Raw genomic sequence first — 25,676 nt, 5'->3', positions numbered from 1 at the left:
TGCTCTCGGCATGTTCCGCCTCGCGGGCGTCCATGCCGAGTCTTCAGGGGGACGGGATGGAGCTGTGGCGCATGGCACTGGCGCCGGTCTACGCGGCGTGCCTGTTGGGGCTGTTGGTGGCGGCCTTCGCCTACGGGCGCAAGGACGTGACGTCCCGTCCCTACCGCGTGCCCCTGTTGTGGTTCGGACTTCTGGCGGGGGCGTCGCTCGTCGTGCTGCGGCACGTCCAGGGGACCGGGGCGGTGTTGGCCTCGGAGACGGCCGTGAAGGCCATGGGCTCTGTCTTGTTGGTGCTGGCCGCGGGGCTGGCGCTGCGGGGCGCCTGGGCCCGGACCCGGGCCAACGTGCTGCGGGGTTCGGCACCGGTGCCGCTGGATGAAGCGGTGGCGGCCCTGCGTGCCGGTGCGTCCCCGGGCTGGGGCGTCTACCACGGCGTCCTGGACGCGGAGTCGACGTTGACGTCGCCCGGTGGCGTGCCGTGTGTCTTCTTCGACGCGGAGGTGCGCGAGGTGGCGGCGGACGGTCGGCGCGGGCCGCTGTTGTCACATGAGCGCGCGTATGCGCCGGTGCTGGCGCTGCGTGGCCAGCGCGTCCGTGCTTCGGTGTCCTTTTCGCCCGCGTCGCTGATGGCCCCAGTGGAAGTCCGCCGGTGCCAGGCCCTGCCGCGCGGTGCCCGCGTCCTGGTATCAGACGGCGCATCCGGAGGCCCTGTCCTGGGAGCGCGTGGGCGCGGTGGGCGAATCCTGCCTCGTGGTGGGTGAGCTTCGGAGGGGCCCTGTCGAGGGCAGCTACGCCCTGGTCGGTCGGGAGGAGGCCCCGCGATGTTGGTGCTGGGCCCCCAGGCGCCGGCCACCCGTGGGACGCTGGCGCGCCAGGCCGGCGGCACTTCGCAGCGGCCGGGGTGTTGTCCATGGCCGCAGCCGTCGTCCTGTCGCGGGTGCTGTGAGACGCGCGGCGGAGGCCGTACCGCCGGGCAGGAGCGTGATGCGCCGCCGGCCTCGCGGCCCGAGCACGGACGCCCGGGCCGCTCGGGACGCGCTCAGGCGGCTCCGGTGCTTCCGGTGCCTCGCGTGGTGGAGAACACGAGCTGTTCCTCGCTGTCCGCCACCCGCACGGTGAGGGTCCGCTCCACGCCCGCGAGGCCTAGCGGCGTGGACTGCGCCAGGTCCGAGAGCAGGGAGCCCGCGGCGCGCAGGTGGAAGCCGGTGGTCCACATGCCCTCCAGCTCGCCGAACACGGTGCGCAGCTCGTCCGGGGCCTTGCGTTCATCAATGGCGCGGCGCAGGCGCACCATGCCGCTCACGAAGTTCCGGCACCGCATGAGCGTGTTGGGGTTCTTCGAGATGACCTCCGCGAAGCTGAAGTTGCCGCCACCTGGGCGCCACTCGCTTTCGATGAGCTGCAGGTCCTTGCCCAGGTCGCGCACCGTGGGGTCCTTCTGGAAGTACCACTTGGCGATCTGCGCGGCGCGGCTGGGTGACAAGTCATTCAGCATGAGGCTGCCTTGCTCCTGCACCTCACGGAGGTAGGCCTCCCAGATGGGGGCGTAGACCGCGCGCCGGAACTCGGCGGAGGCGCGGGGAAGCTGCTCGCTCCAGGGCAGCGCGCGGGCCAGGGCGCGTGAGAAGCGGGACAGCTCCAGCGTCTGGATGCGGGGCACCAGGGCGCGGAACGAGTCATCCGCCATCTTCAGCTCGAGCCGCGTTTCGATGGGGTGCTTGCCCATGTCCTCCTGCATGGCGCTGATGACGGTGGCCGCGTCCTTCGCGTCCAGCACGCCCCAGACGACGGCGTCATCCACCGCCTGCTGCAGGTCCTTGCGCGACAGCTTCTTCTGCCGTCCCCACAGCATCAGGTGCAGGCCGTAGCCGAAGTCGGAGGCCACGGGGGTGGGGGAGAAGCGCGTCATGTCCGCCTTCAGGTCCACCACCCACTGGCCGCGGGTGCCCAGCAGCTTGTCCTCGTAACCCCGGCGTCCGAGGAACGCCATGCGCCGGGCGCCCTGGAAGTTCTCCTGCGTCACCCAGGACTGCTTGCTGACGTTCTTCGCCTTGAGCAGCTCGAACGAGCCAACCCCCAGTGAGAAGCCGTAGGCCTGCTGGCGCGTGAGCGTGGTGGCGTGGAGGTAGTTGCGCAGCTCGAACTCGCTCTGCTGGGCGGGGAGGCTCTTCATCCACTTCAGCAGCTCCACCAGGTTGCCCTTGAGCAGGGACTCGTGGAAGCGCATCGCGGTGACGTCCTCCACGACGACCTCCAGCAGCGTGGAGGTCTCCGACAGGCGCAGGTATTCGTACTCGAAGCCCTCGGCGACCTGCGTGCGGACGGCGTTCTCCAGCGCCTCCGCGACGCGGGCCTTGAAGTCGGCCCAGGCCTGCGGAAGGTTGGCCGGGTCCGCCAGCTGCGGGTCGATGCCAAGGCGCTCCAGCACCAGGCCCAGCACCTTCTTCTGGTTGTCGTCCAGCTTCGCCTTGCTGGCCTTGTCCACCAGGCCGTCCATGATTTCCACCGCGGTGGTGCCCTTCTTGACGAGGTCGCGAAGGACGGGCCCCAGCAGCGCTTCCAGCAACTGGCCCAACTGGGCCTTCACCGTCGCCGGGTCCAGCAGCTCCACGGTGATGCCCAGGCCGGCGGAGAGCGCCTGCTCATGGGACTTCACCTTGCGCACGGCGACCTGGATGCGGCCGGCACGAGGTCGGGAGAAGCTGAGCTGGTAGTCGTCGGTGAGGGACACCCGGGCGGACAGGCCCGCCTTGGCGCTGGTCTTCAACGCGAGCAGCTCGTTGCCGCGCAGGAAGCCCAGGCGGTTGAGGTTGGTGGGGAAGATGTCCGCCCAGTTGAGCTCCAGCCGTGTGTGGAGTGCGCCGCGGACCTGCCACGCCACCGCGTCCCCCGTGGTCAGCTTGGCCAGGTCGGTGGCCTGCATCAGCCGCAGCTCGGACAGGTCGGAGCGCACGGCCTCGCGCATGTTCTGGCCCAGCGGATGCGCGCGGTAGTCGCTGAGCGTGACGGACAGCTCCGTCTGGTTCTCGGAGGCGAGGAAGGACAGGCTGGCGCTCACGGCGGCCTTCACGCGCGCGGACACCTGGTAGCGCATCCACCCGATGTCACTGCCCAACAGCAACTGGGGCCGCGGCCCTGGCTCGGCGCTCTCCGGGCTCGGCTCGCCGATGATGCCGTTTTCGTCCACGTCACCCAGCGAGTTGAAGTTCCGGATGGACGCTTCGCCGGTGGCTTCGAAGGAGAGGGTGAAGCCGTGCATGGCCAGCTTGGGCGGAAGGATCTTCTCTTCCGTGAAGGTCCCCTGGGCCAGCGGCACCTTGATGTCCTGGTCCTGCAGCTTCACGTCGGGCACCTTGCCCGCCACGACGTCGGGAAGCTTCTCCAGCAGCTTGTTGACCACTTTCATGCGCGTCCCCCTGGGCTGAAGCCTCCTGCACGTGGGCCGGAGGTCTCTTCGTCGTACGCCGTTGCCCAGCTCGGAACAAGGCGGATACCGGAAAAGACCGGTGGTCAGCGGACAGATGCCCTGGAGGGTGGGGTGGAAGTCGCCCCCGCGCGGTGCGTCAGGGCTCGTCGCCCAGTCCGTACTCCTTGAGTTTCCGCGCGAGCGTGTTGCGGCCAATCTCCAGCACGCGGGCCGCGGCGGTGCGGTTGCCCTTCACGGCGTCCAACACGCGCAGGATGTGGCGGCGTTCGACCTCCGCCAGGGGCAGCAGGCCCGCATCCAGGGGCGCGGGCGCGGCTGGCGCGTTGACACCTTGAGCGGCAGCCGGAGTCGGCAGGACGTTCCGGTCCACATCGGGCAGGGGCAGGTGCTCTTCGAGAATCTCCCCTTCACAGAGCACCACGGCGCTCTCGATGCAGTTCTCCAGCTCCCGCACGTTTCCGGGCCAGCGGTAGCGCTTGAGGCGCTCCACCGCGGCGGCGCTGAGGCGGGGCGGCGTCAGCCGGTGCCTCCGGGCGACGGCGGCGACGAAGTGGCGGGCGAGCCGCTCGATGTCCTCCGCGCCGCGCTCCCGCAGCGGCGGCAGCACCACCTCGACCACCTTGATGCGGTAGTAGAGGTCCTCGCGGAAGCGGCCCTCGGCCACCATGCGGGCCAGGTCCCGGTGGGTGGCCGCGACGATGCGCACGTCCACCTTCACGGCCTGGGTGCCACCCACGCGCTCGAACTCGCGATCCTGGATGACCCGCAGCAACTTGCCCTGCACCGGCAGGGGCAGCTCGCCAATCTCGTCGATGAATACCGTGCCGCCGCTGGCCGCCTCGAACTTGCCGGGCACGCGGTGGTCCGCGCCGGTGAAGGCGCCGCGTTCGTGGCCGAAAAGCTCGTTCTCGATGAGCGTGGCGGGCAGCGCCGCGCAGTCCACCTTGATGAAGGGCTGGTCCCTGCGAGGGCCATTCACGTGGACGGCACGGGCGAACAGCTCCTTGCCGCTGCCACTCTCGCCGCGCAGCAGCACCGTCGCGTCGGTGGGCGCGGCCTTGCGCACCAGCCGGTAGATGGCCTGGAGCTGCGGGGACTCGCCGATGATGCGGTTGAAGAAGTAGCCCACCGGTACCTGGGGCTGGTCCTTCGCGCGCTGGAGCTCCTGGTAGAGGCTGGTGCTCTGGAGGGCGGTGCTCACCTGCGAGGCGATGGCGGTGAGCCGCTGCGTGTCGTCGTCGGTGAAGCGGTCCGCGCCGCGGCGGTTGAGGACCTGGAGCACGCCGTAGAGGGCGCCGTCCCCGTCGCGCAGTGGCACGGCGAGCAGGCTGGTGGTGCGGTAGCCCGTCATCCGGTCGATGTCCGCGAAGAAGCGCTGCTCGCCGCGCGGGTCCGGCACGTTGATGGCGTGCCCCGCCTGGGCGACGGTGCCTGCGACGCCCTGGCCCAGCTTGACGCGAATCTGGGACACCTCGGGCAGGTGCGCGGCGCGGCTGAACAGCTCGCGGCGGGCCGGGTCCAGCAGCCAGAGGGTGCCGCGGTCCGCTTGCAGGGTGATGGCGATGCGGTCCATCAGCGTCTGGAGGAACGCGTCGAGGTCCACCTCCCTGCCGACGAGCCCTCCGAAGGGGAGGAGGACCTGGGAGACGTCCGAGGGGGCTTGGGGCATGGCGGGCAACGGCGGCAGGACGAAGGCGGAGGCCGCACCATAACATCCAGAGGGCATGGGACTGCCCCTCTCAGGCCGCGCGGCCCAGCACCAGCCGCTGGCCTTCGCGTGCGGGCTCGCAGATGGGGAAGAGGGCGCGGGCCTGCTCCGCCATGTCCTCGAGCATGTCGTCGCCGTGCGCCGGGTCATGGTGGAACAGGCACAGCCGGCGCGCCCCCACCAGTCCGGCCACGCCCGCGGCATCCATCATGGTGGAGTGGCCCCAGCCCTTCTTCGCCACGCCCTTGCGGCCCTCGTATTCGTCCGGCGTGTACTGCGCGTCCAGGCACAGGACGTCCGCGCCCTCGAAGAGGCGGCCCACCTCCGGCGCGAGCTCCTGCACCCGCACCTCCACGTCCGTGGCGTAGACGAACGAATGGCCATCCGCCTCCACGCGGTACGCCAGGCACCCCTGCGGGTGCGGCACGTCGATGGGCGTGACGCGGAAGGGGCCCACCTCCACGGGCCGGGCATGCATCGCCGAGCGGAAGTCCATCCGCGAGCGCATGGTGCTCAGCGGCACCGGGAAGTGGGGCGGCTGCATCTGCGCGGCCAACTCGGACTGGAGCGCCTGGGCCCCATTCGCGCCCGGGCCGTAGAGCGTCAGCTCGGACGTGGGCAGCCACGCCGGCGTGAAGAAGGGGAAGCCCTGCACGTGGTCCCAATGCAGATGCGAGAAGAAGAGCGTGGCCTTCTGGGGCGCGCCCTCGCGCATCATGATTTCGCCCAGCGCCCGGATGCCCGTCCCTGCATCCAGGATGAGGCGGTGACCCTGGCTGGTCACCTCCACGCAGGCCGTGTTGCCACCAATGCGCGAGCCCGACACCGCGATGCTCCCCCGAACGCCATGAAACCGGACTTCCATCGTGAGCCTCCTTGAATGGGGGGCCTCCACGTGGGACGCCCTCATGTCAGGAGCCTCAGAGCATGGGGTGTGCCATTTCCAAGTGCGCGGAATCAGGGGCGAGGGCTTTGAGCGCGCTCACCGGTGCTCCAGAGTGGATCGCGCTCGCATGGTGCGGGCGATCCAAACCGGTACAGGTCGCCCGCATGGCAGGGCGGCGGGCACGTCTTCCAACGCCAAGGGGCGCGCTCACGCCCACGCCCTGGCTAGTCGCCCTGGCTCGGAGCGGGAGCGGGAGCGGGAGCAGGTGCCGGCTGCGGACGACGGGAGTCGAAGGCCATCAAGATGGCGCCGACGACGAGCGCGGCGTCCGCGACGTTGAAGGCATACCAGGGGTTCACCGGCCAGAACCCGAAGTCAGCGACGACGAAGTCCGTCACGCTGCCCAGGCGGACGCGGTCAATCAGGTTGCCAATGCCGGCGCCGACGAGGCCGAGCGCGACGTGCAGCCGGTAGTGGTCCGCGGGCGACTGGCGGACCAGGTGGATGACCAGCAGGAAGACGGGGATGGCCACCGCGCTGAGGATGAGCTGGGCGTAGGGCAGCGACCGGAACATGCCGAAGGTGATGCCGGTGTTCTCCACGTACTGGAAGCGGATGACGTCGCCGAAGACGCTCATGCCGGTGTAGCCCAGGGGCTTCACGTGCTCGCGGACGAGGACCTTCGTCCATTGGTCGAGGATGAGCAGCAGCGTGGCCAGCCCACCCACGACAAGGTACTTTCGACGCTCCGGAGTCATTTGCGGCGCAGCCTCCTATAAATGAGGTGGCCGGACAACCACCGGGAGTGTCGGCGAGCGGATGCTCATCGTGCTCGCAGGGCCATTGGCAGACCGGGCTACCGCGTGGGGAAGGGCCAGGCGACGAGGGGCGCTGGTACCGGCGTGGGCCGCTCCATGTACAGGGAGTGCGCGAACGGGCCGACCTCCTTTGTTTCGGAGAGTGCGTTGAACCGGCCTGTCATTTCGAGTTCGGCCCCGCTTTGCGCCATCGACTTGTCGATGAACAGTGTCAGGAGGCCTGTGTGGACCCAGCCGAACTCGAAAGTGAAGAGTCCCACCACGCACTCCATTCGCCCCCGGCGAGGAGGAGGGCCTCCGGCGATGAGCGCCTCGGCGACGCGGGCGGCGGGGGCTGAGTCCAGGTGGCTCTCGCTCAGGCTCCAGGAGGCAAGAGGGCGCTCGAAGCGGATGGGGGTGCGCAGACACAGCACCGCGTGTTGAACCGCGGGCGGGAGGGCGGCGTCTTCACCCAGCAGCGCCGCGGCTCGCGCGAGGCGGCTTGCGCCGGAGGGCTCTGTGGCGACGAGATAGTTCCAGGCCGCGGAGAAGGGGCCGCCTCCGTATTCCACCAGGTAGTCGTCGGGAGCTTGAACCCCCACGGCGGCCGTCCCTTCGGGGGCACGGTAGTAGCCGTATTTCTGGAGCGTTTCCAGCTGCCAGAGCCCCGGGCCCACCCGGCCAAGGCGGGCAGCCCAGCGGTCGCTCGGAAAGTCCCTGGCTTCAGGCATTCGCGGCCGTGTCCAGGCCCAGTGCGTCGTCACCGCCCAATCACCCATGGCGAAACATCCCAGCACGAGAGACAGAGGGAAACGAGTGCTTCTGTTCGTCCAACGGCCGGACCAAGATGGGGGCAGTGTCTTCCCGTCTCGCCAGTCGCCCGCGTTGTTCTCGCTGCAACCTGGCGCTGCACCTGTGTCTGTGTGACGAGATTCCCCAGGTCCACACGCGGACGCGAATCCTCCTCCTGCAGCACGTGATGGAGATCGCGAAGAAGAGCAACACCGGCGGCGTGGCCGCGCTGGCGTTGGTGAACTCGAAGCGCCTCATCCACGGCTCTCTCAGTGGGAACGCCGAGCTGGAGCTGCTCTCCGAGCCCGGGACGTGGCTGCTCTATCCCGATGGGCCGCCACCCCGGCCCGATGCGCCGCCACCGCGGCAACTGGTGGTGCTGGACGCGAGCTGGTCCCAGGCGCGGCGGATGACACAACGGGTCGCCGCGCTCCGGACGCTGCCTCGCCTGGCGCTGCCGCCACCGGAGCCAGGACTGCTCCGGCTCCGCGAACCCTCGCACCCCTCCGGGATGTCCACCCTGGATGCCGTGGCTCGAGCGGTGGCGGCGCTGGAAGGGGCCGAAGTGGCCATGCCCCTGGCGCGGCTCGCCGCGCTCCGAGTCCAGCGGATCGCCGAGTGCGGGACCTTGTATTGAGTCCCCGGGTATCCGTGCGCGGTTCCGTGTCTTCGTGAACTGACACGCGCTTGAGCCGGTCGTGATGGGTTCGGGATGTCTGTGATTGCCCTGCCAGGGGCATGCACTGATTCACCCTGGAAGCGATGCCTTCGGAACGCGGAGCCGGCGCTGGCTCGCGGCGGCGCCCGACACGGCGATGTCAGTGGCGTGAGTTAAAGAGAATGTCGCGGCAGATGAATCTTCTCCAGGGACCTCATGAAGAAACAGAAAAACTTGCTCTTGCGGATAAAATGAAATCCACGTAACATCTCTGTGACGTCAGCGTAGGCTGGCTCTTCTATTTCAAGAGGTCACGAGGGGGGAGCCCCGGGAAGTTCAGGGGCGTTGCCGGGCGGATGTGACGGTACCCGTGCCCAAGGTGGCATGGGCGTCCTCCTGGGCGTGGTGTGTCTTTCGATTGGGCGGCTCAGATTCATCAACCAAGGCTCTGCGGCCCATTGTCGGCTGCGGGGCTGTTCTTAATTCCTCGCCATGTCCGCACGCATCAGAGAGCGTCAGGAGAGCTGGGGCACCATCATCTACGACAACCTCCGCGATGAGTTCTCGGCGAAGGTGTTCGAGGGCTGCGTGCCTGTGCCGCGGAGTCCCATCGGTTGTGGATGGCTCGTCACCGCGCCGTGCAACCTCGTGTGTATCCACTGCTACGGGAACGTCGAGGACCTGCCGTCGAAGCGGCTCTCCACGCCCCAGCAGCTCAAGGTGGCCGACGAAGTCATCCGCGCGGGAATCATGCGACAGATTCTCTCCGGCGGTGAGCCGTTGATGCGCCGAGACACGCTGAACGTCATCGACAAGCTCACGGACCATGGTGTCGCCACCATCCTTGGCACCAACGGCACCTTCCTGACGCAGCAGATGATGAAGACGGTGTCTCGCTGCACGCGCGTGGAAATCAGCCTCGATTCCATGGACGAGCGGGTCAACAACGAGATTCGCCCCAGCCGCAACGCCAAGGGTAACACCTACCAGGAGACGCTCCGGGCCATCGGCCTGTGCGTGGACCATGGCGTGGCGCCGCGAATCCTGACCTGTCTCAACCGCCACAACAGCCAGCATGTCGAGGAGCTGGCCCAGTTCATCTACGAGCGGGGCATCCGTGACTGGGCCATCTCCTGGACGCTCTCCGCCGGCCGCGCCTATCACATCTACGGCGAGTTGATGCCGGAGGAGACGTCGCATGTCACCGCGGCCGTGGAGCGGCTGCGGGAGCGCTACCCCGACATGCAGATTCGCCTGTCGGACCGCACCGTCAACTACAGCCGCTACTACTTCCTCATCTGGCCGGACGGGATGATGGGCACCGAGGAGATCGTCACCGGCAAGAAGCTCTTCTTCAGCTCGCTGGTGACGGGCTCCGTCCAGGACGGTTGGAAGCAGGAGAACTACGACCTGGACGCTCACTTCCGGAAGTGGGTGGGGGACCGCATCGAGGTCATTCCCATGGAAGGCCGGAAGCCCCTGGTCGCATAGGATGTCCGTGGCATGGAGCTGATTGACGTCATCGACACCCAGGGGCAGGTGGTGGGGAGCGCGCCCCGCGACCAGATCTACGGCCAGAAGCTGCCCCATCGCATCGTGCATGTGATGGCGGAGCACGACGGCAAGGTCTTCCTGCAGCGGCGCTCCCGGCACATGACCTTCATGCCCGGCCACCTGTGCACGTCCGCGGGTGGCCACGTGAGCGCGGGCGAGGCGCCCCTGGAGGCCGCCCAGCGGGAGCTCCTGGAGGAGCTGGGCCTGGAGGGCCCGCTGGTGCCCGTGGCCGAGTTCGTCTTCGACGATGGGCACCACCGGCGCATCTTCCTCTACCGCGCCCGAATGGAAGGCCCGCTGCGCTTCTCCGAGCGGGAGGTGGATGGGGGCCTGTTCCTGGCGCCGGAGGAGCTGGGGCGCCTGCTGGACGAGCCCTGTCATCCCCAGTTGTGGCCCTGTCTGGAGCGCCTCTTCCCTGGCCCGAGCGCCGACGCGCGGACGCGATGGAAACCGTCCTCTACTCGCTGACGTCCGTCCTGTTGCGGTCGGGAAACAGCGTCTTCGACCGGCTCAGCTACGGGCTCCGCCGCCAGTCCATCCTCGTCCTCAACTTCGCCAACAACTTCGTCCCGTTCCTCTTGCTGGCGGCGCTGACGCCGCTGCTGCCCATGGCGGACAGGGCGGGGTGGGCGCTCTACGGCAACGCGAGGCTCGCGCTGTTCGCGGTGAGCGTCCAGGGAGTGGCCTTCGCCTTCTCCTACGGCTTCCGGCACCTCACGGTCGCCCGGGTGAACATCGCCTCGCGCGTTGGGGATGTGCTCATCCCCCTGGTGCTCATGCTGTCCGGCCGCACGGTGCACTGGACCGAGTATCTGTTCGCCCTCGCCGTGTCCGGCTGCTCGTTGCTGGCCGCGGGAGGTGGCTCGGACAGCCGCCGCGCCCTGTGGCTGCCGGCGTTCTTCATCACCGTGGCCGTCCTCGTGCAGAGCCTCTGCGGGGAGCTCTTCTTCCAGGGCCAGCCTTCGGGCGTGGCGTCCAACCTGGAGGTGAGCACCGCCTTGATGTTCTGGAGGAGCGCGGCGTGTCTGGTGCTGCTGCTCCTCTTCGGCGCCCGGGGGACGCTGGGGGCGCAGTTGAGCGAGCTGGTCGTGGACGGCCGCGCACGCACCAACCTGCTGGTGCGCGCCCTCTTCACCGTGGGCAATCAGGTCGCCTTCGTCATGGCGCTGGCGGCGGGAAACCGCGTCGTCGCCTGGCCCATCCTCAACTCGGTGACGCTCTTCTCCCTGGTGTTCGCCAACGCCTTCATCCAGGAGGCGCCCGCGCGACGCGAGGTGTTCGCCGTCGTGGCCATCGTCGCGTTGGCCGTGCTCAAGGCCGCGCTGTAGTTTGAGTCGACGCCAGGTCCGGCAGCACCTGGTCCGCGAAGCGCAGCGAGAGGGCGGTCAGCGTCAGCGTCGGGTTGATGGCGCCGTTGTTCGGGAAGTTGCCGTTGGTGAGGGCGAACAGGTTCTTCGTCCCGAAGACGAGGTGCCTCCCGTCCACGACGCCCGAGTCCGGTCCTTGGCCGAAGCGCGCCGTGCCCACCGAGTGGTCCGCCCGGCGAATCACGCCCGAAACCCAGACCTCCGACTCGCGGCAGCCCGCGGTCTTCATCACCTGCATCAAGGTGTCGGTCATCCACTGCCAGCGCGCGGAGAACCCCGCGTCCACCGCGTAGTGAATCTCCACCTGACGCTCGCCCGGCTTGCCCGTGAAACGCAGGCGGTTCTCCGCCTGGGGGAACTCCTCGATGAAGCCATGGAGGTTGAGCCGGCTCTCCCGGGCGAAGGAGGCGATGTACTCGGGCGCCAGTTGCTCCTGGCGGACCCATGACTGCAGGTCTGGCTCCTCCGGGTACTCGGAGAAGATCATCTTCCCGGCGGCCTGCTGCTCCGGCGTGTCGAAGTGCCGCGAGAAGAGGGCGGGCATGGGGACCTCGCGCCCGTTGAACTCCCGGGGGGGCTTCGCCAGCTTGCCCTCGAGCTTCAGCATCGGGTGGGTGACCAGGTAGCGCCCGAGCGCGGGCAGGCGCTGCTCATCGAAGCCGGAATGCCACAGCAGCTTGGGCGTCTCCAGGGCGCCCGCGGCCACCAGCACGGCGTCCGCGTCCAGCGTGGCCGTCTCACCCTCGGCGGTGCGGTAGGTGACGCCCTGGGCCACCGCTCCCGCCATGCGCACGGCCAGCACCGGGCTGCTCGCGAGCAACCGGAAGCCCGGGTGGGACTCCATGTCCGCCAGCAGCAGGGTGGGGTCGAAGCGCGCGCCCATCGGGCAATACCGGCACGTGCCAAACGTCATGCACGGGCCGCCCACACCCTCGCCGCCGGGGCCTCTGCGCGACATGGGAATGTGGTCGTAGGTGATGCCCAGCGCCTTCAAGGCGTGGCGCACCGGCTCCGACTCGATGGGATACGGCGGGCTGTTCCACTTGTAGGGCTGCGAGCGCCAGGGCGTGGGATGCCCGTCCACGGGCGCGTTGGGGCCGGTGACGTTCAGCAGGGACTCGGCCTGGCTGTAATAGGGCTCGAGCTGGGTGTAGCTGAAGGGCCAGTCGTTCCCCTTGCCGGTGCGCTTGCGCAGCTCCAGGTCTTCGGGCTGGAGGCGGGGCGTCCAGCCGCTCCAGTGCAGCGTCGACCCGCCCACCGCCATGAGCCGGCTGCCCTTGATGAGGAAGTGGTCGCGCTCGGGTTGGACACCGGGGCGGGAGTTGGCGTCACCCTGCGAGTCCTCACAGGCGTGGTAGGGCCGCACGCCCGTGGTGACGAAGTCCAGCCAGCGGCGCGAGTCCCGCATGGGCGTGCGAGGGCCGGCTTCGAGCATCACCACCTCGTAGCCCCGCTCCAGCGCGGCGCGGGCGGTGATGACCGCGGCAACACCACTTCCGACGATACACAGCCTCATGGTTGTCAAATCCTGTCGGCGACCGCGCTGACTACAGTTCGTCCGAGGCGTGATAGGAGCCAGACGCGTGCGGCTCGTGCCAGAGCCCGCCCATGTGGCCATTCATGTTGCCGAAGCCAAACGTCCGGAAGCCCCCGCCGACCAGCGACATGATGGCCAGCTCGCCCACCACCTTCACGCGGTGGAGCTCTGGCAGCTCCACGAGCCACTCCGCGGAGAGCTTCTCGGGCCGCTTCACCTCCGCCGCGAAGCGGGTGTAGGTGCCCAGGTATGAGGGACGCTCCTCGCATTTGAGACGCAGATAGCCTTCCAGCAGCGCCTCGTTGAGCTGACCGTCCATTCCCACGAAGCGTGAAAGCTGGCGGGCCGTATCGAGCAGGACCTCCCGCACGTCGTCGGGAAGGGGCCCCGCGTTGTCGGGCGCGATGAGCTGGAGGGGCGCCGCTCCCTCCGTGCGAGGTATCAGCCGCGGACGAAGCGTGCCGCAGCTGGAGGCCACCACGCCGATTCCCAACCACTGCAGGAGTTGTCTGCGATTCAGCAGCGCTTGCGTCAGCACAGTCCCAGCGGAGGGAGATGTTTTCACGGCGTTGTTCATGACGGCTCAGCCCTCATGCTGCCCCAGTCTTCCCAGCGGAAGCAAGGGTTGCGGACATTGCCTCGATTGCTGCTCCATGGCAAAGAGCGGAGGCGATATGTGGATCGTCCGGCTGGCGCTCCGACGCCCCTATACCTTCGTGGTGGCGGCGCTGTTGCTCGTCTTCGTGAGTGTACAGGTCATCCGCGAATCCCCCACGGACATCCTCCCCGAGGTCGACATCCCCGTCATCAGCGTCGTCTGGAGCTATGACGGGCTGCCCGCGCAGCAGATTGAGCGGCAGATTACTCAATACAGTGAATACTCCCTGGCGAACAACGTGGCGAACCTGGCCCGGCAGGAAAGCCAGTCATTCGACGGTGTATCGGTCGCCCGGTTGTATCTACACCCGGGGGCTGACGTGGCCGAGGCCATGGCCCAGGTGACGGCGTCCTCGCAATCCATCACCCGGCGCATGCCTCCGGGGACGCAGCCGCCCATCATCCTCCGGTATTCGGCCAGCAGCGTGCCCATCCTCCAGGTGTCGTTCAGCAGCGAGACGCTCACCGAGTCGCAAATCTACGACCATGTGAATCAACGCGTCCGGCCCCTGCTCGGCACGGTCCGGGGCGCGCGCATTCCCCAGCTCATGGGCGGCAAGGTCCGTCAGATGACCGTGGACCTGGACCTGGAAGCCCTCGAGGCCCATGGGCTGGCGCCGCACGACGTCGCCTCGGCGGTCTCCGCGCAGAACCTGGTCCTCCCCACGGGGAACATCAAGATGGGCGCGCACGAGTACCGCGTGACGCTCAACAGCAGTCCGGAGACGCTCGCCGCGCTCAATGACATCCCGGTGCGCCGGAGCGATGGCCGCGTCGTGTTTCTCCGAGACGTGGCGCACGTGCATGACGGCTTCGCGGTGCAGACGAACATCGCCCGGGAGGAGGGCCGGCGCTCCGTCATCCTGTCCGTGATGAAGACGGGGGACGCCTCGACGCTGGAGGTCGCCCGCCGCGTGCGCGAGCTGCTGCCCACCATCCAGGCCGCCGCGCCGGAGGGGTTGTCGGTGCGGTTGCTGGCGGACCAGTCCTCCTTCGTGACGACCGCCATCCACGGGCTCCTGGTTGAAGGGGTCATCGCCGCGCTACTGACGGCGACGATGATCCTCCTGTTCCTGGGGAGCTGGCGGAGCACGCTCATCATCGCCATCTCCATTCCCTTGTCGGTGCTCGCGGCCATCCTGGTGTTGCGGGGCCTTGGGTACACGCTCGACTCGATGACGCTGGGCGGGCTGGCGCTCGCGGTGGGCATCCTCGTGGATGACGCCACGGTGGAGATAGAGAACATCCACCGCAACCTGGCCATGGGGAAGCCGCTCACCCAGGCCATCCTGGATGGCGCGGAGCAGATCGCCGTGCCCGCCTTCGTCGCCTCGCTCTCCATTGGCATCGTCTTCATCTCGGTGCTCTTCCTGGAGGGGCCGGCGCGGTACCTGTTCCTGCCCATGGGCCTGGCGGTGGGGCTCTCCGTCATGGCTTCGTATCTGCTCTCGCGCACGCTGGTGCCCACGCTCGTGCAGTTCCTGCTGCGCGCGGAGGTTCAGCGGCATGGGCAGCCCCAGACGGGCTGGCTGGCGCGACTGCACCACCGGTTCGAAGAGGGCTTCGAGCGCTTCCGGGCGCGGTACGTGAGGGCACTCCAGGGGGCCCTGGCCCGGCCGCGCCGCGTGCTGGTTTTCTTCCTGCTCGCGGTGTTGGTGGCGGTGGGGTTGATGCCCTTCGTGGGCCGGGACTTCTTTCCCACCGTGGACGCGGGCCAGCTCCGCCTTCACGTCGTGGCGCCGCCGGGGACGCGCATCGAGGAGACGGAGCGGTACCTGTCGCTCGTGGAGGACGCCGTGCGCGAGCTCATCCCCGCCGAGGACCGGGTGAGCCTGATTGACATGATGGGCATGCCGGGCGGCTACAACCTCGCGCTGACTGACACCTCCAACGTGAGCAGCGCGGACGGGGAGGTCCTCGTGACGCTGGCTCCGAAGCGCCGGGTCCGGACGGACGCGTACGTCCGGCTGCTGCGCGAGGAATTGCCACGGCGCTTCCCGGAGCTCACGTTCTACTTCCAGCCCGCGGACATCGTGACGCAGATTCTCAACTTCGGGCTGCCGTCGCCCATTGACGTGCAGGTGTCGGGCTCCCAGCGCGAGGCCACCTATGCCATCGCGCGCAAGCTCGAGGCGGAGCTGGGGCAGGTCCGCGGCGCGGTGGACGTGCGCCTGTCGCAGGTGGTGAACGCGCCTCGGCTGCACTTCGAGGTGGACCGGGTCCGCTCCAGCGCGGTGGGGCTCACGCAGCGGGACGTGGCCAACAACGTGCTGCTCACCGTGTCATCCAGCTCGCAGGTGAGCCCCAGCTTCTGGATCGACCCGAAGACGGGGAACAGCTATCCGGTGTCGGTGCGCGTGCCGGAGACGCGGGTGTCCTCGGTGGAGGACCTGACGCGGATGGCGCTGCCCACCCGGGAGGGGCCTCAGCTCCTGGGCGACCTCACCCGGGTGCAGCGCGAGTGGACGCCTGTCTTCGTCACCCACGTGGACATCCAGCCCACCTTCAACGTCCGCGCGGACGTCCAGGACACGGACCTGGGCAGCGTGGCGTCGCGGCTGGAGCGGATCGTCGACCGCTACCGAGAGGAGCTGCCGCCGGGCTCGCGCATCCAGGTGCGTGGGCAGGTGGAGAGCATGCGCACCAGCTTCGACCGGCTGCTGTTGGGCCTGCTGTTCGCGGCGGTGCTCGTCTATGCGCTGATGGTGGTCAACTTCCAGTCCTGGCTGGACCCCTTCATCATCATCACCGCGCTGCCCGGGGCGGTGGTGGGCATGGTGGTTTCGCTGTTCGCCACGCAGACGCCGTTCAGCATTCCCTCGTTGATGGGCGCCATCATGAGCGTGGGCGTGGCCACGGCGAACTCCGTGCTGGTGGTGTCCTTCGCCAACGAGCAGCTTGCGCTTGGCGCGAGCGCGGCGGAGGCGGCGCTCGAAGCGGGGCGGGTGCGGGTGCGCCCCGTGTTGATGACGGCGCTGGCCATGGGCCTGGGCATGCTCCCCATGTCCCTGAACCTGGGCGAGGGCGGCGAGCAGAACGCCGCGCTCGGCTGCGCCGTCATTGGCGGCCTCGTGGGCGCCACGGTGGCGACCCTGTTCTTCGTTCCCGTCGTCTACAGTCTGATGCAGGCGCGGCGGGCCGACCGCGCGGCGGCCCCTGAACTCGAGCCCTCGGTGACAGCGTGACGGAGCAGACTCCTGGCGTGGATGCCACGGCGCGAGGCGGGCGCTGGCCCTGGGTGTTCGCCGCGTTGCTCCTGGTGCTGCTGGGGCTCGGCGTGGCGCCACGGTTGGAGCGGTCGCGCGCGTTGGACCGCCGTGACGTGGAAGCCCGTCTGCCGCCGCTCGTGGCCACCGCGCGCGTGACGCGGTCCGAGCCGAAGGCGGAGCTCACGTTGCCAGGGACGGTCCTTCCCAGTCAGCGCGCGTCGCTACACGCCCGCATCAATGGCTTCGTGGGCCGCATCCACGTCGACCTGGGCGACCAGGTCCGCGCGGGCCAGTTGCTGGCGGAGCTTGAAGCGCCCGAGCTCCAGGCGGAGTGTCACCGGGCCCGGGCGCGCCTGGACGAGACGGAGCGGAACCTGGAGTTCGCTCGCGCGTCCGCGCGGCGCGGGCAGATTCTCGCGGGAGAGGGCAACGTCAGCCACGAGGTGGCGGAGGAGGCGCGGGCGCGGGCCAACTCCGCGGAGGCCTCGTTGAAGAGCGCGAAGGCGGAGGTGGAGCGCCTCGATTCGTTGTACGCGTATCGCCGCGTGGTGGCGCCGTTCGATGGTGTCATCGTGCGTCGCAACGTGGACCGGGGGGCGCTGGTCACCGCGGGCAGTGGCAGCGGCATGACGAGCCTGTTTGAACTCGCGCAGACGCACACGCTGAAGGTCTACGTGGACGTGCCGCAGTCCCTCGCCCATGACATCCGGCCGGGGCTCGAGGCGCGGATCTCCACGCTGGATGCGCCCGCGCGGGCGCTGCCGGGACGCGTGGTGCGGACCGCGGGGGTGTTGGACCCGGGGACCCGCACGCTCCTGACGGAGGTGCAGCTCGCCAACACCGAGGCGCTGTTCGCCGGGTCATTCGTGCGAGTCCGGTTGCTCATCGAACGCGAGGCTCCGCCCATGCTCATCCCCGCCAGCGCGCTGGCCGTGCGGAGGAGGGGCCCACGGTCCTCGTGGTGGGGGAGGCGAATGCCGTCCAGCAGCGCGTGGTCGTGCTGGGGCGTGACCTGGGCGCTCATGTCGAGGTGCTGGACGGATTGTCCGCCGAGGACCGGGTGGTGCTGAGCCCACCGGACACCCTGGGCGATGGGCGCGTGGTGCGCGTCGCGGAAGGGCGTGCCGCGCGCTAGTCCGCGTGGAACTCAGCAAAATCCGATAGGGCTGCCATGTCGGTCAGCCTTGATATGCTGTGCGGACTGGAGACTTCGATGAAGCGTTTTCTGTGGCTGTCTGTTTTCGCGGTGGCGTCGGTGTCCAACGTGGCCTCCGCGAGCGAGGAGCTCTCGAAGGCCAAGAACTGCTCGACGTGCCATTCAGCGACGGTGCGGCTGGTCGGTCCCTCATTCAAGGAGATTGCCGCCCGCTATGCGAAGCAGGAGGGCGTGGAGGACAAGCTGACGCAGCGCGTGCGCAAGGGCAGCAGCGGCGTCTGGGGCGCCATTCCGATGCCGGCGAACGCCCAGGTGTCGGAGGCCGAGGCGCGAGCGCTGGTGAAGTGGATCATGACGCAGAAGTAGCGCGCGGAGGTGTCCATTTCCTTCGCACGCCGTGGCAGGTAGAGGCGCCGCCGCCCGTGGCTTCTCTCCCCGTGGGTCGTCCGGTATAGACCGGGGCATGGCGTTCATCTCGTTCTCCACCATCAAGGGCGGCGTCGGCAAGACGACGCTCTGCTCGCATGTGGCGGCGGCCCTCGCGGATGCCGGCCGCCAGGTGCTGCTGCTGGACCTGGACCCCCAGGCCCATGCGTCGCTGGTGCTGGGGCTGGAGAGCCGGGAAGGCCCGTGCGTGGGGGATGCGCTCGGGCCCCGTCCCAGGCACACGCTGGCGCAGGTCGTGGTGGCTTCACCGAAGCGGCCCGGCTTGTTCATCGCCCCCGCCGCGCCGCGCATGGCCGCGCAGGAGCGCGAGCTGTTCCAGTGGGGCCACCGCCTCCAGGCGATTCCTCGCGCGCTCAAGACGCTGGGGTGGACGCCGGACATCATCCTCGCGGACACCCCGCCCAGCATCGGTGCCTACACCGAGGCTGTGCTCGCCTCCGCGGACCTCGTCGTCGCCCCCGTGCCCACCGGCGCCTTCGCGCTCCAGGGGCTGGGGGAAATCGAGACCGCCTGGCGTGACGTTCGCGAGCAGGGCGGTGAGCTGGTCGCGGTGGTGAATCTGTGGGATCGCCGCACCACCGCGACCAACGAGGCCATGGAGGGCGCGCTGAGCGAGTCCACCGTGCCCGTGCTGCGGGCTCGGATTCCGCGCTCGGAGTCCATCAACCAGGCGGGGCTGGGCTACGAGGTGGTGTTCGACACGAGCCCGCAGGCGGCTGGCGTGGAGGAGCTGCGGGCCCTGGCGCAGGAGTTGGCGCAGCGCGTGGGGCTGCGCTGAAACGGCGAACGGCACCGTCCGCCACGAGGGCGTACGGTGCCGTCCCGGGGAAGCCGAATCAGAGGTTGTAGTGACCCGAGGCCTCGGGCTGGTAGGGCACCGCGACGATGCGCAGCCGCTTGGAGCGTCCGCCCGGCAGGGGCCAGGTGATGGTCTGCCCTACGGTCAGGCCGATGAGCGCGCTGCCGATGGGGGCCAGGACGGAGATGCGGCCATCGTCGCTGCTGGCGTCGCGCGGGTAGACGAGGGTGACCTCCCGGCGCTCTCCCGTCTGTTCGTCCTCGAAGACGACCTTGCTGTTCATCGTCACGACGTCGGGCGGCACCTCTTCCGACGCGACGACGCGAGCCCGGGTCAGCTCCGCGTCAAGCATTTCCGCGAACTCGGCCGTGCGGCCGCCTCCGTTGTGGTCCACCACCTGGCGCAGGCGCTCCAAGTCGGCTTCGGTCACGATGAGGGTCTGTTCGCTTCGCATGTCAGGGGCCTCCTGTGGGAGGGAGTAATGGGTTAAGCCCATTCTAACTGCCTCGCCTGCTATTTATTCCCGACTCGCCCCAAAAAGGCGACCTGGGCGTTTCATTCCGCTCAGAAGGCGCAGTCCGCACCCCGGGTGGGTAGCGCGGAGCGCCCCCCAGAAAGATACGCATCGCAGGCCTTGGCGGCTTCGCGCCCGTCCGACAGGGCCCAGACGATGAGGCTGGCGCCCCGGCTCGCGTCCCCGGCGCAGAACACCCCGTCCGCGGACGTGGCGAAGCACGCGTCCACTTGTACCGTGCCGCGGGGGACAGCTTCACCCCCAGCTCCTCGGAGAGGTTGCCCACCTCGGGCCCCGTGAAGCCCATGGCCAGCACCAGCAGGTCCGTTTCGAACGTCACCTCGGTGCCGGGACGTTCAATGAGGCGGGGCAGGGCGCCGGTTCGGGCTGGAACTCGATTTCCACGGCGTGCAGCGTCTGGAGCCGTCCGCCGCTGCCCGTCAGCCGCTTCGTCATCAGCGCGAAGCGGCGCTCGCCGCCTTCCTCCTGGCTGGTGGAGGTGCGGAAGATGACGGGCCACCTCGGCCAGGGGTTGCCCTCCGCGCGCACCGCGGGCGGGGCGGGGAGGAGCTCCACCTGCCGCACGCTCGCCGCGCCCTGACGCAGCGCGGTGCCCAGGCAGTCCGAGCCGGTGTCGCCGCCGCCCAGCACCACGACGTGCCGGCCGGCCGCGTCCAGGCGTGAGTCCTTCTGGCCATGGCCCGAGACGAGCCGGTTCTGGTGCTCCAGGTACTCCATGGCCTGGACGACACCGGACAGCTCGCGTCCGGGGACTTCCAGCTCGCGCGGACGGCGCGCGCCCAGGGCCAGCACCAGGGCGTCGTGCTTCGCGCGCAGCGCGCGGTAGCTCAGGGCACCGCCCACGTCCACGCCGGTGACGAAGGTGATGCCCTCCGCCTCCATCAGCGCCAGGCGCCGGTCCACCACGGACTTCTCCAGCTTGAAGTCGGGGATGCCATAGCGCAGCAGGCCGCCGGCCCGGGCGGCCTGCTCGTACACGGTGACGGTGTGTCCGGCCGCGTTGAGCTGCGCCGCCGCCGCCAGTCCCGCGGGCCCGGAGCCCACCACGCCCACCGTCTTCCCGGTGCGGCGTGCTGGAGGCCGGGGCTTCACCCAGCCCTCCTTGAAGGCCCGTTCGATGATTTCCTTCTCCATCTGCTCGATGGTGACCGGGTCCCGGTCGATGGCGAGCACACACGCGGCCTCGCACGGCGCCGGGCACAGCCGGCCCGTCATCTCCGGGAAGCCATTGGTCCGGCTGAGCAAGTCATACGCCTCGCGCCAGCGCCCGCGGTGCACGGCCTCGTTGAAGTCGGGGATGAGGTTCCCCAGGGGACAGCCCTGGTGGCAGAAGGGGACGCCACAGTCCATGCAGCGGCCGGCCTGCCGTTTGGCCTCTTCGGGGGCCAGCGGCAGCGCGAACTCGCGCCAGTCGCCCAGCCGGTCCGCCTTGTCCCGCTTGTCCGCGTGGACGCGCTCCCACTCGATGAATCCCGTTGGCTTACCCATGGCTCAGGCCCTCCCCGCCGCGGACTGGGGCAACGCCGCGGATGTGGGCTCCGGTGGTCTGCGCGCCGCGCGCCGTGCCTGGAGGACCCGCTTGTAGTCCGTGGGCATCACCTTCACGAAGCGCGGCACCATTAGCTCCCAGTTGTCCAGCACCCGCCGCGCCAGCGCGCTGCCGGTGTGGTGCAGGTGTCGCTCCACCATGCCGTGCACGAGCCAGATTTCGGACTCGTCCACCAGGGACTCCAGCTCCACCATCTCCAGGTTGCAGCGCTGCCGGAAGGACTGCTCGCGGTCGAGCACGTAGGCGATGCCGCCGCTCATGCCCGCCGCGAAGTTGCGCCCGGTGGGGCCCAGCACCACCACCGCGCCGCCCGTCATGTATTCGCAGCCGTGGTCGCCCACGCCCTCCACGACGGCTTGCGCGCCGCTGTTGCGCACCGCGAAGCGCTCACCCGCGAGCCTCGCAGGTACACCTCGCCGGCCGTGGCACCGTAGAGCGCGGTGTTGCCCACCAGCACGTTCTCCTCGGCGGTGAAGCGGCTGGCCTGCGGCGGGTAGACGATGATGCGTCCACCGGACAGGCCCTTGCCCACGTAGTCGTTGGCGTCACCCTCCAGCTCCAGCGTCACGCCCTTCACCACGAAGGCGCCGAAGCTCTGGCCGGCGGAGCCCTTCATCCGCACGTGGAGCCGGCCATCCGGCAGCCCCTGGCCCCCGTGACGCCGGGCAATCTCCCCCGACAGCAGGGCGCCCACGGCGCGGTGGGTGTTGGCCACCGGCACGTTGAGCAGCATGGGCGGCCCGCCGTCCAGCACCGCGCTGGCGTCGCGCAGCAGCGCGTGGTCCAGGTGGTCGGACACGTCCTTGATGCGCGGCTCGGTGCAGTGGCGCGGCTCGCTGTCCGGCGCGGCTGGCGCGGCGAGCAGCCCGGACAGGTCCACGCGCTTCGCCTTCCAGTGGTCCACCGCCGGGCGCTGCCGCAGCAGGTCCACGCGGCCCACCAGCTCCTGCAGGGAGCGAGCGCCCAGCGTGGCCATCCGCTGGCGCAGGTCCTCCGCGATGAGGAGGAAGAAGTTCACCACGTCCTCGGGCTTGCCCTGGAAGCGCTCGCGCAGCCCCGCGTCCTGCGTGGCGATGCCCGCCGAACAGGTGTTGAGGTGACACTTGCGCAGCATGATGCAGCCCACGGCCACCAGGCTGGCGGTGGCCATGCCGAACTCCTCGGCGCCCAGGAGCGTGGCCACCAGCACGTCCCGTGCGGTGCGCATGCCGCCGTCCGCCTGAACGCGGATGCGCGAGCGCAGCCCGTTGTGCACCAGCACCTGCTGCGTCTCCGCCAGCCCCAGCTCCCAGGGCAGGCCCGCGTGCTGGATGCTGGACAGCGGCGAGGCGCCCGTGCCGCCCTCGTAGCCGGAGATGACCACGCAGCTGGCGCCGGCCTTGGCCACGCCCGCGGCGATGGTGCCCACGCCCACCTCGCTGACCAGCTTCACGCCGACGCGCGCGGCCGGATTCACCGACTGGAGGTCGTAGATGAGCTGCGCCAGGTCCTCGATGGAGTAGATGTCGTGGTGCGGTGGCGGGGAGATGAGCGTCACGCCCGGCGTGGACCAGCGCACGCGGGCAATCCGCTCATCCACCTTGTGGCCGGGCAGCTGGCCGCCCTCGCCGGGCTTGGCGCCCTGGGCCACCTTGATTTGGAGCTCGTCCGCGTTGACCAGGTACTCCGTGGTGACGCCGAAGCGCGCGCTGGCCACCTGCTTGATGGCGCTGCGGCGCAGGTCTCCGTTCTCGTCCCGGGTGTAGCGCCGCGACTCCTCGCCGCCCTCGCCGCTGTTGGAGCGCCCGCCCAGCCGGTTCATCGCGATGGCCAGCGTCTCGTGCGCCTCCGCGCTGATGGAGCCGAAGGACATGGCGCCGGTGACGAAGCGCCGGGCAATGGAGAGCGCCGGCTCCACCTCGTCCAGCGGCACGGGCGTGCGGCCCTCGTGGGCGATTTCGAGCAGGCCCCGCAGGTTGGAGTGCTCGCGCGTCTCGTCGTCCGCGAGCCGCGAGTACTCCGCGAAGGTGGCGGCGTCGTTCGCGCGCACCGCCGCCTGGAGCCTGGCGATGGTGGCCGGGTTCCACTTGTGCCGCTCGCCCAGACGGCGCCAGCGGTACTGGCCGCCCACGGGCAGCATGCCGGCCTCCGCGTCCGCTTCCGCGCCGAAGCCCCGGGCGTGACGCTCCGCCACTTCGCGCCCCAGCTCCGGCAGGCCCACCCCTCCACGCGCGACGCCGTGTCGGTGAAGTGCCGCTCCACCAGCGAGCGCTGGAGCCCCACGGCCTCGAAGAGCTGCGCGCCGCGGTAGGACTGGAGGGTGGAGATGCCCATCTTCGACATCACCTTGAGCAGGCCTTCCTCCACGGCGTGGATGAAGCGGTCCTGCGCCTTCTCCGCGTCCACGGCCAGCTCGCCGCTGTCCGCCAGGGCCCGGAGCGTGTCCAGCGCCGGTACGGGTTCACCGCCGCGGCGCCGTAGGCGAACAGGCAGGCGAAGTGGTGCACCTCGCGCGCCTCCGCCGTCTCCAGCAGCAGGCCGGTGTACATGCGGATGCCGTCACGGACGAGCCGCTGGTGCACCGCGGACATGGCCAGCAGCGCGGGAATGGCCGCGTACGCCGCGTCCACGCCGCGGTCGCTCAAGAGCAGGATGCTGGCGCCCGCGTCCACCGCGTCCACGGCCTCGTTGCAGAGCTTCTCCACCGCCGCCTCGAGCGCGCCTTCGCCTCCGTCCAGGGCGTAGAGGAGCGACAGGCGGCGCGTCTCGAACAGGCCCTCGTCATTGATGGCCGCCAGCCGCGCGAGCTGCCCGTTGGTGAGGATGGGGCCGGGGAGGGACAGCCGGTGGCACTGCTCCGGCGTCTCCTCGAAGGTGTTGCTCTCCGGGCCCAGCGCGGTGGCCAGTGTCATCACCAGCGACTCGCGCAGCGGGTCGATGGGCGGGTTGGTCACCTGCGCGAAGAGCTGGTGGAAGTAGGAGAAGAGGCTGGGTGCGTGGTCGCTGAGCACCGCCAGCGGCGTGTCCGTGCCCATGGAGCCCACTGGCTCCTTGCCCGTCTCCGCCATGGGCGTGAGCACCGAGCGCACGTCCTCGGCGGTGTAGCCGAAGGCGCGCTGGGCCCGCCACAGCTCCTCGCCGCGCAGGCGCACCGGGGCGGTGACGGCGGGGAGGTTGTCGAAGGTGTAGACGTTGCGCTGGAGCCAGCGGCGGTAGGGCCAGCGCGTGGTGATGTCGCGCTTGACGTCCTCGTCCTCCAGGATGCGGCCCTCGGTGGTGTCCACCAGCAGCATGCGGCCCGGCGTCAGGCGGCCCTTGCGGCGCACCTGCGAGGGCGGCACGTCGATGACGCCCATCTCCGAGGCGAGGATGATGCGGTCGTCCTCCGTGACGAGGTAGCGCGCGGGCCGCAGGCCGTTGCGATCCAACGTGGCGCCGATGAGCTGCCCGTCCGTGAAGGCGATGGCCGCCGGTCCGTCCCACGGCTCCAGCAGGGCGGAGGAGTATTCATAGAAGGCGCGCCGCTCGTCGGACATGAGCGCGTCGCCCTCCCACGCCTCCGGAATCATCATCATCAGCGCGTGGGGCAGGGTGCGGCCGCCCAGGTAGAGCAGCTCCACCATGTTGTCGAACTGCGCCGAGTCGCTCTTGCCCGGGACGATGATGGGCTGGAGCGCCTCCAGGCTGCCGCCCAGGCGCGCCGTCTGGAGCAGGCCGCGCCGCGCGGTCATCCAGTTCCGGTTGCCACGCATGGTGTTGATTTCGCCGTTGTGCGCGATGAAGCGGAACGGCTGCGCCAGCTCCCACGTGGGGAACGTGTTGGTGGAGAAGCGCGAGTGGACCAGGCCCAGCGCGCTCACGAAGTCCGGCTGCTGCAAATCGGAGTAGAAGCGCGGCAGGTCCACCGGCAGCATCAGTCCCTTGTAGACGAGCGTCTCCGACGACAGCGACGCCACGTGGAAGCGGCCCTTGGGGTCCACGCCGCGCGCCTGGATGAGGTTCTCCGTCAGCTTGCGGATGCGGTACAGCTTCCGCTCGAAGGCGCTGGGGACCATGCGCCGCCGCGCCACGAAGAGCTGGCGGATGACGGGGGCGGCCTCACGCGCCACGGGGCCCAGGTGCTCCGGGTTCACGGGCACGTCGCGCCAGCCGAGCACGCGCTGGCCCTCTTGTACGACGACCTCCTCGAAGGCGGCCTCACAGGCGGCCCGGGCCTCGGGCTCGGGCGGGAGGAACACCGGCCCACGCCGTAGTGCCGGCGCGGCGGGAGGGCGAAGGGCAGCTTCGGTGATTCGCGCTCGAAGAAGCGGTGGGGGAGCTGCACCAGGATGCCGGCGCCGTCGCCGGTTCGTGGGTCCCTGCCCGCGGCCGCCCGGTGGCTGAGCCGGTTGAGGAGCTCCAGGGCGTCCTCGACGATGCCTCGCGAGCGCTCACCCCTCAGGTGGGCGACGAATCCCACGCCGCAGGCGTCATGCTCGGTGTCTGGCTCATACAGGCCGTACCGGCCGGGGCGGAATGCCGACATCAAGAGTCCCCTCTCCCGACGACGCGGGTTGTCATCAAGAATAATGCAGTGCCGCTAGATGTTAACGCGCTGCGTTGGCTGGCGTAAAGGGAAG

Annotated in this window: 17 protein-coding genes and 3 pseudogenes; 9 read left to right on the top strand and 11 right to left on the bottom strand. The window is 69.5% G+C overall.

What is annotated here, in order from left to right:
- Positions 1–71: 71 nt before the first annotated feature.
- On the top strand, positions 72–761 hold the full coding sequence (locus QEG98_RS20745; protein ID WP_316562541.1) for a hypothetical protein: 690 nt from the start codon (positions 72–74) through the stop codon (positions 759–761).
- Positions 762–1,039: 278 nt separating this feature from the next.
- On the opposite strand, the gene QEG98_RS20740 is transcribed toward QEG98_RS20745, so the two are convergent.
- The 5 genes from QEG98_RS20740 to QEG98_RS20720 form a co-directional block, all read right to left on the bottom strand.
- On the bottom strand, positions 1,040–3,406 hold the full coding sequence (locus QEG98_RS20740; protein WP_316562540.1) for a hypothetical protein: 2,367 nt from the start codon (positions 3,404–3,406) through the stop codon (positions 1,040–1,042).
- 157 nt (positions 3,407–3,563) lie between these two features.
- Positions 3,564–5,153: a sigma 54-interacting transcriptional regulator gene (locus QEG98_RS20735; RefSeq protein ID WP_316562539.1), complete on the bottom strand. Its 1,590-nt coding sequence runs from the start codon at positions 5,151–5,153 to the stop codon at positions 3,564–3,566.
- A 13-nt stretch (positions 5,154–5,166) separates the two neighbouring features.
- On the bottom strand, positions 5,167–6,000 hold the full coding sequence (locus tag QEG98_RS20730) for an MBL fold metallo-hydrolase (RefSeq protein ID WP_090495313.1): 834 nt from the start codon (positions 5,998–6,000) through the stop codon (positions 5,167–5,169).
- A 245-nt stretch (positions 6,001–6,245) separates the two neighbouring features.
- Positions 6,246–6,779: a signal peptidase II gene (gene lspA / locus QEG98_RS20725; RefSeq protein WP_316562538.1), complete on the bottom strand. Its 534-nt coding sequence runs from the start codon at positions 6,777–6,779 to the stop codon at positions 6,246–6,248.
- Between the two features lie 98 nt (positions 6,780–6,877).
- Entirely contained in the window at positions 6,878–7,549 is a 672-nt protein-coding gene (locus QEG98_RS20720) for a hypothetical protein (RefSeq protein WP_316562537.1), read from the bottom strand.
- A gap of 116 nt (positions 7,550–7,665) precedes the next feature.
- Between QEG98_RS20720 and QEG98_RS20715 the strand changes: the two genes are divergently transcribed.
- The 4 genes from QEG98_RS20715 to QEG98_RS20700 all read left to right on the top strand — a co-directional run bounded on the left by QEG98_RS20715 (position 7,666) and on the right by QEG98_RS20700 (position 11,150).
- On the top strand, positions 7,666–8,247 hold the full coding sequence (locus QEG98_RS20715) for a tRNA-uridine aminocarboxypropyltransferase (RefSeq protein WP_316562536.1): 582 nt from the start codon (positions 7,666–7,668) through the stop codon (positions 8,245–8,247).
- A gap of 513 nt (positions 8,248–8,760) precedes the next feature.
- Positions 8,761–9,759, top strand: a complete 999-nt coding sequence (locus QEG98_RS20710) for a radical SAM protein (protein ID WP_316562535.1) — start codon at positions 8,761–8,763, stop codon at positions 9,757–9,759.
- A gap of 12 nt (positions 9,760–9,771) precedes the next feature.
- A complete protein-coding gene (locus tag QEG98_RS20705) occupies positions 9,772–10,290 on the top strand; it encodes an NUDIX hydrolase (RefSeq protein WP_316562534.1) in 519 nt (172 codons plus the stop codon).
- Positions 10,266–11,150, top strand: a complete 885-nt coding sequence (locus QEG98_RS20700) for a hypothetical protein (RefSeq protein WP_316562533.1) — start codon at positions 10,266–10,268, stop codon at positions 11,148–11,150. The genes QEG98_RS20705 and QEG98_RS20700 overlap by 25 nt, the downstream gene beginning before the upstream one ends.
- Here QEG98_RS20700 and QEG98_RS20695 read toward each other — a convergent pair.
- Positions 11,134–12,705, bottom strand: a complete 1,572-nt coding sequence (locus QEG98_RS20695; protein ID WP_316562532.1) for a GMC family oxidoreductase — start codon at positions 12,703–12,705, stop codon at positions 11,134–11,136. The two genes, QEG98_RS20700 and QEG98_RS20695, sit on opposite strands and share 17 nt — an antisense overlap.
- A gap of 31 nt (positions 12,706–12,736) precedes the next feature.
- On the bottom strand, positions 12,737–13,291 hold the full coding sequence (locus QEG98_RS20690) for a hypothetical protein (RefSeq protein ID WP_316562531.1): 555 nt from the start codon (positions 13,289–13,291) through the stop codon (positions 12,737–12,739).
- 88 nt (positions 13,292–13,379) lie between these two features.
- Here QEG98_RS20690 and QEG98_RS20685 point away from each other — a divergent pair, with 88 nt between their 5' ends.
- The 4 genes from QEG98_RS20685 (at position 13,380) to QEG98_RS20670 (ending at position 18,973) form a co-directional block, all read left to right on the top strand.
- Complete coding sequence (locus QEG98_RS20685) at positions 13,380–16,568, top strand: efflux RND transporter permease subunit (RefSeq protein ID WP_316562530.1); 3,189 nt, start codon at positions 13,380–13,382, stop codon at positions 16,566–16,568.
- The gene (locus tag QEG98_RS20680; RefSeq protein WP_316562529.1) at positions 16,565–17,662 is read left to right on the top strand and encodes an efflux RND transporter periplasmic adaptor subunit; all 1,098 of its coding nucleotides are present in this window, start codon (positions 16,565–16,567) and stop codon (positions 17,660–17,662) included. The genes QEG98_RS20685 and QEG98_RS20680 overlap by 4 nt, the downstream gene beginning before the upstream one ends.
- Positions 17,663–17,805: 143 nt before the next feature.
- The gene (locus tag QEG98_RS20675; RefSeq protein ID WP_316562528.1) at positions 17,806–18,114 is read left to right on the top strand and encodes a c-type cytochrome; all 309 of its coding nucleotides are present in this window, start codon (positions 17,806–17,808) and stop codon (positions 18,112–18,114) included.
- A gap of 97 nt (positions 18,115–18,211) precedes the next feature.
- The gene (locus QEG98_RS20670; protein ID WP_316562527.1) at positions 18,212–18,973 is read left to right on the top strand and encodes a ParA family protein; all 762 of its coding nucleotides are present in this window, start codon (positions 18,212–18,214) and stop codon (positions 18,971–18,973) included.
- 58 nt (positions 18,974–19,031) lie between these two features.
- Here QEG98_RS20670 and rnk read toward each other — a convergent pair whose 3' ends face one another.
- From rnk to QEG98_RS20650, 4 genes and pseudogenes are all read right to left on the bottom strand, one after another.
- Positions 19,032–19,448 carry a nucleoside diphosphate kinase regulator gene (gene rnk / locus QEG98_RS20665; RefSeq protein ID WP_140792149.1) on the bottom strand — a complete coding sequence of 139 codons (417 nt, stop codon included), beginning with the start codon at positions 19,446–19,448 and terminating at the stop codon, positions 19,032–19,034.
- Positions 19,449–19,558: 110 nt separating this feature from the next.
- Positions 19,559–21,017: pseudogene (locus QEG98_RS20660) on the bottom strand (glutamate synthase subunit beta).
- Between the two features lie 3 nt (positions 21,018–21,020).
- Positions 21,021–23,197, bottom strand: a pseudogene (locus QEG98_RS20655) (glutamate synthase-related protein).
- A gap of 191 nt (positions 23,198–23,388) precedes the next feature.
- Positions 23,389–25,582: pseudogene (locus QEG98_RS20650) on the bottom strand (glutamate synthase central domain-containing protein); the annotation flags it as partial.
- Between the last annotated feature and the right edge of the window lie 94 nt (positions 25,583–25,676).

Origin of the sequence: Myxococcus sp. MxC21-1, assembly GCF_032612255.1 — a bacterium.
Lineage (GTDB): Bacteria > Myxococcota > Myxococcia > Myxococcales > Myxococcaceae > Myxococcus > Myxococcus virescens.
This window is presented reverse-complemented; position numbering and strand designations above follow the sequence as displayed.

What these genes read in the sequence shown, in the direction of transcription:
- QEG98_RS20705 (WP_316562534.1), top strand. Translation starts at nt 9,772, where the DNA reads ATGGAGCTGATTGACGTCATCGACACCCAGGGGCAGGTGGTGGGGAGC.
- QEG98_RS20720 (WP_316562537.1), bottom strand. Translation starts at nt 7,549, where the DNA reads ATGCCTGAAGCCAGGGACTTTCCGAGCGACCGCTGGGCTGCCCGCCTT.
- QEG98_RS20675 (WP_316562528.1), top strand. Translation starts at nt 17,806, where the DNA reads ATGAAGCGTTTTCTGTGGCTGTCTGTTTTCGCGGTGGCGTCGGTGTCC.
- QEG98_RS20710 (WP_316562535.1), top strand. Translation starts at nt 8,761, where the DNA reads ATGTCCGCACGCATCAGAGAGCGTCAGGAGAGCTGGGGCACCATCATC.
- QEG98_RS20735 (WP_316562539.1), bottom strand. Translation starts at nt 5,153, where the DNA reads ATGCCCTCTGGATGTTATGGTGCGGCCTCCGCCTTCGTCCTGCCGCCG.
- QEG98_RS20730 (WP_090495313.1), bottom strand. Translation starts at nt 6,000, where the DNA reads ATGGAAGTCCGGTTTCATGGCGTTCGGGGGAGCATCGCGGTGTCGGGC.
- rnk (WP_140792149.1), bottom strand. Translation starts at nt 19,448, where the DNA reads ATGCGAAGCGAACAGACCCTCATCGTGACCGAAGCCGACTTGGAGCGC.
- QEG98_RS20670 (WP_316562527.1), top strand. Translation starts at nt 18,212, where the DNA reads ATGGCGTTCATCTCGTTCTCCACCATCAAGGGCGGCGTCGGCAAGACG.
- QEG98_RS20715 (WP_316562536.1), top strand. Translation starts at nt 7,666, where the DNA reads ATGGGGGCAGTGTCTTCCCGTCTCGCCAGTCGCCCGCGTTGTTCTCGC.
- QEG98_RS20745 (WP_316562541.1), top strand. Translation starts at nt 72, where the DNA reads ATGGCACTGGCGCCGGTCTACGCGGCGTGCCTGTTGGGGCTGTTGGTG.
- lspA (WP_316562538.1), bottom strand. Translation starts at nt 6,779, where the DNA reads ATGACTCCGGAGCGTCGAAAGTACCTTGTCGTGGGTGGGCTGGCCACG.
- QEG98_RS20700 (WP_316562533.1), top strand. Translation starts at nt 10,266, where the DNA reads ATGGAAACCGTCCTCTACTCGCTGACGTCCGTCCTGTTGCGGTCGGGA.
- QEG98_RS20695 (WP_316562532.1), bottom strand. Translation starts at nt 12,705, where the DNA reads ATGAGGCTGTGTATCGTCGGAAGTGGTGTTGCCGCGGTCATCACCGCC.
- QEG98_RS20740 (WP_316562540.1), bottom strand. Translation starts at nt 3,406, where the DNA reads ATGAAAGTGGTCAACAAGCTGCTGGAGAAGCTTCCCGACGTCGTGGCG.
- QEG98_RS20685 (WP_316562530.1), top strand. Translation starts at nt 13,380, where the DNA reads ATGGCAAAGAGCGGAGGCGATATGTGGATCGTCCGGCTGGCGCTCCGA.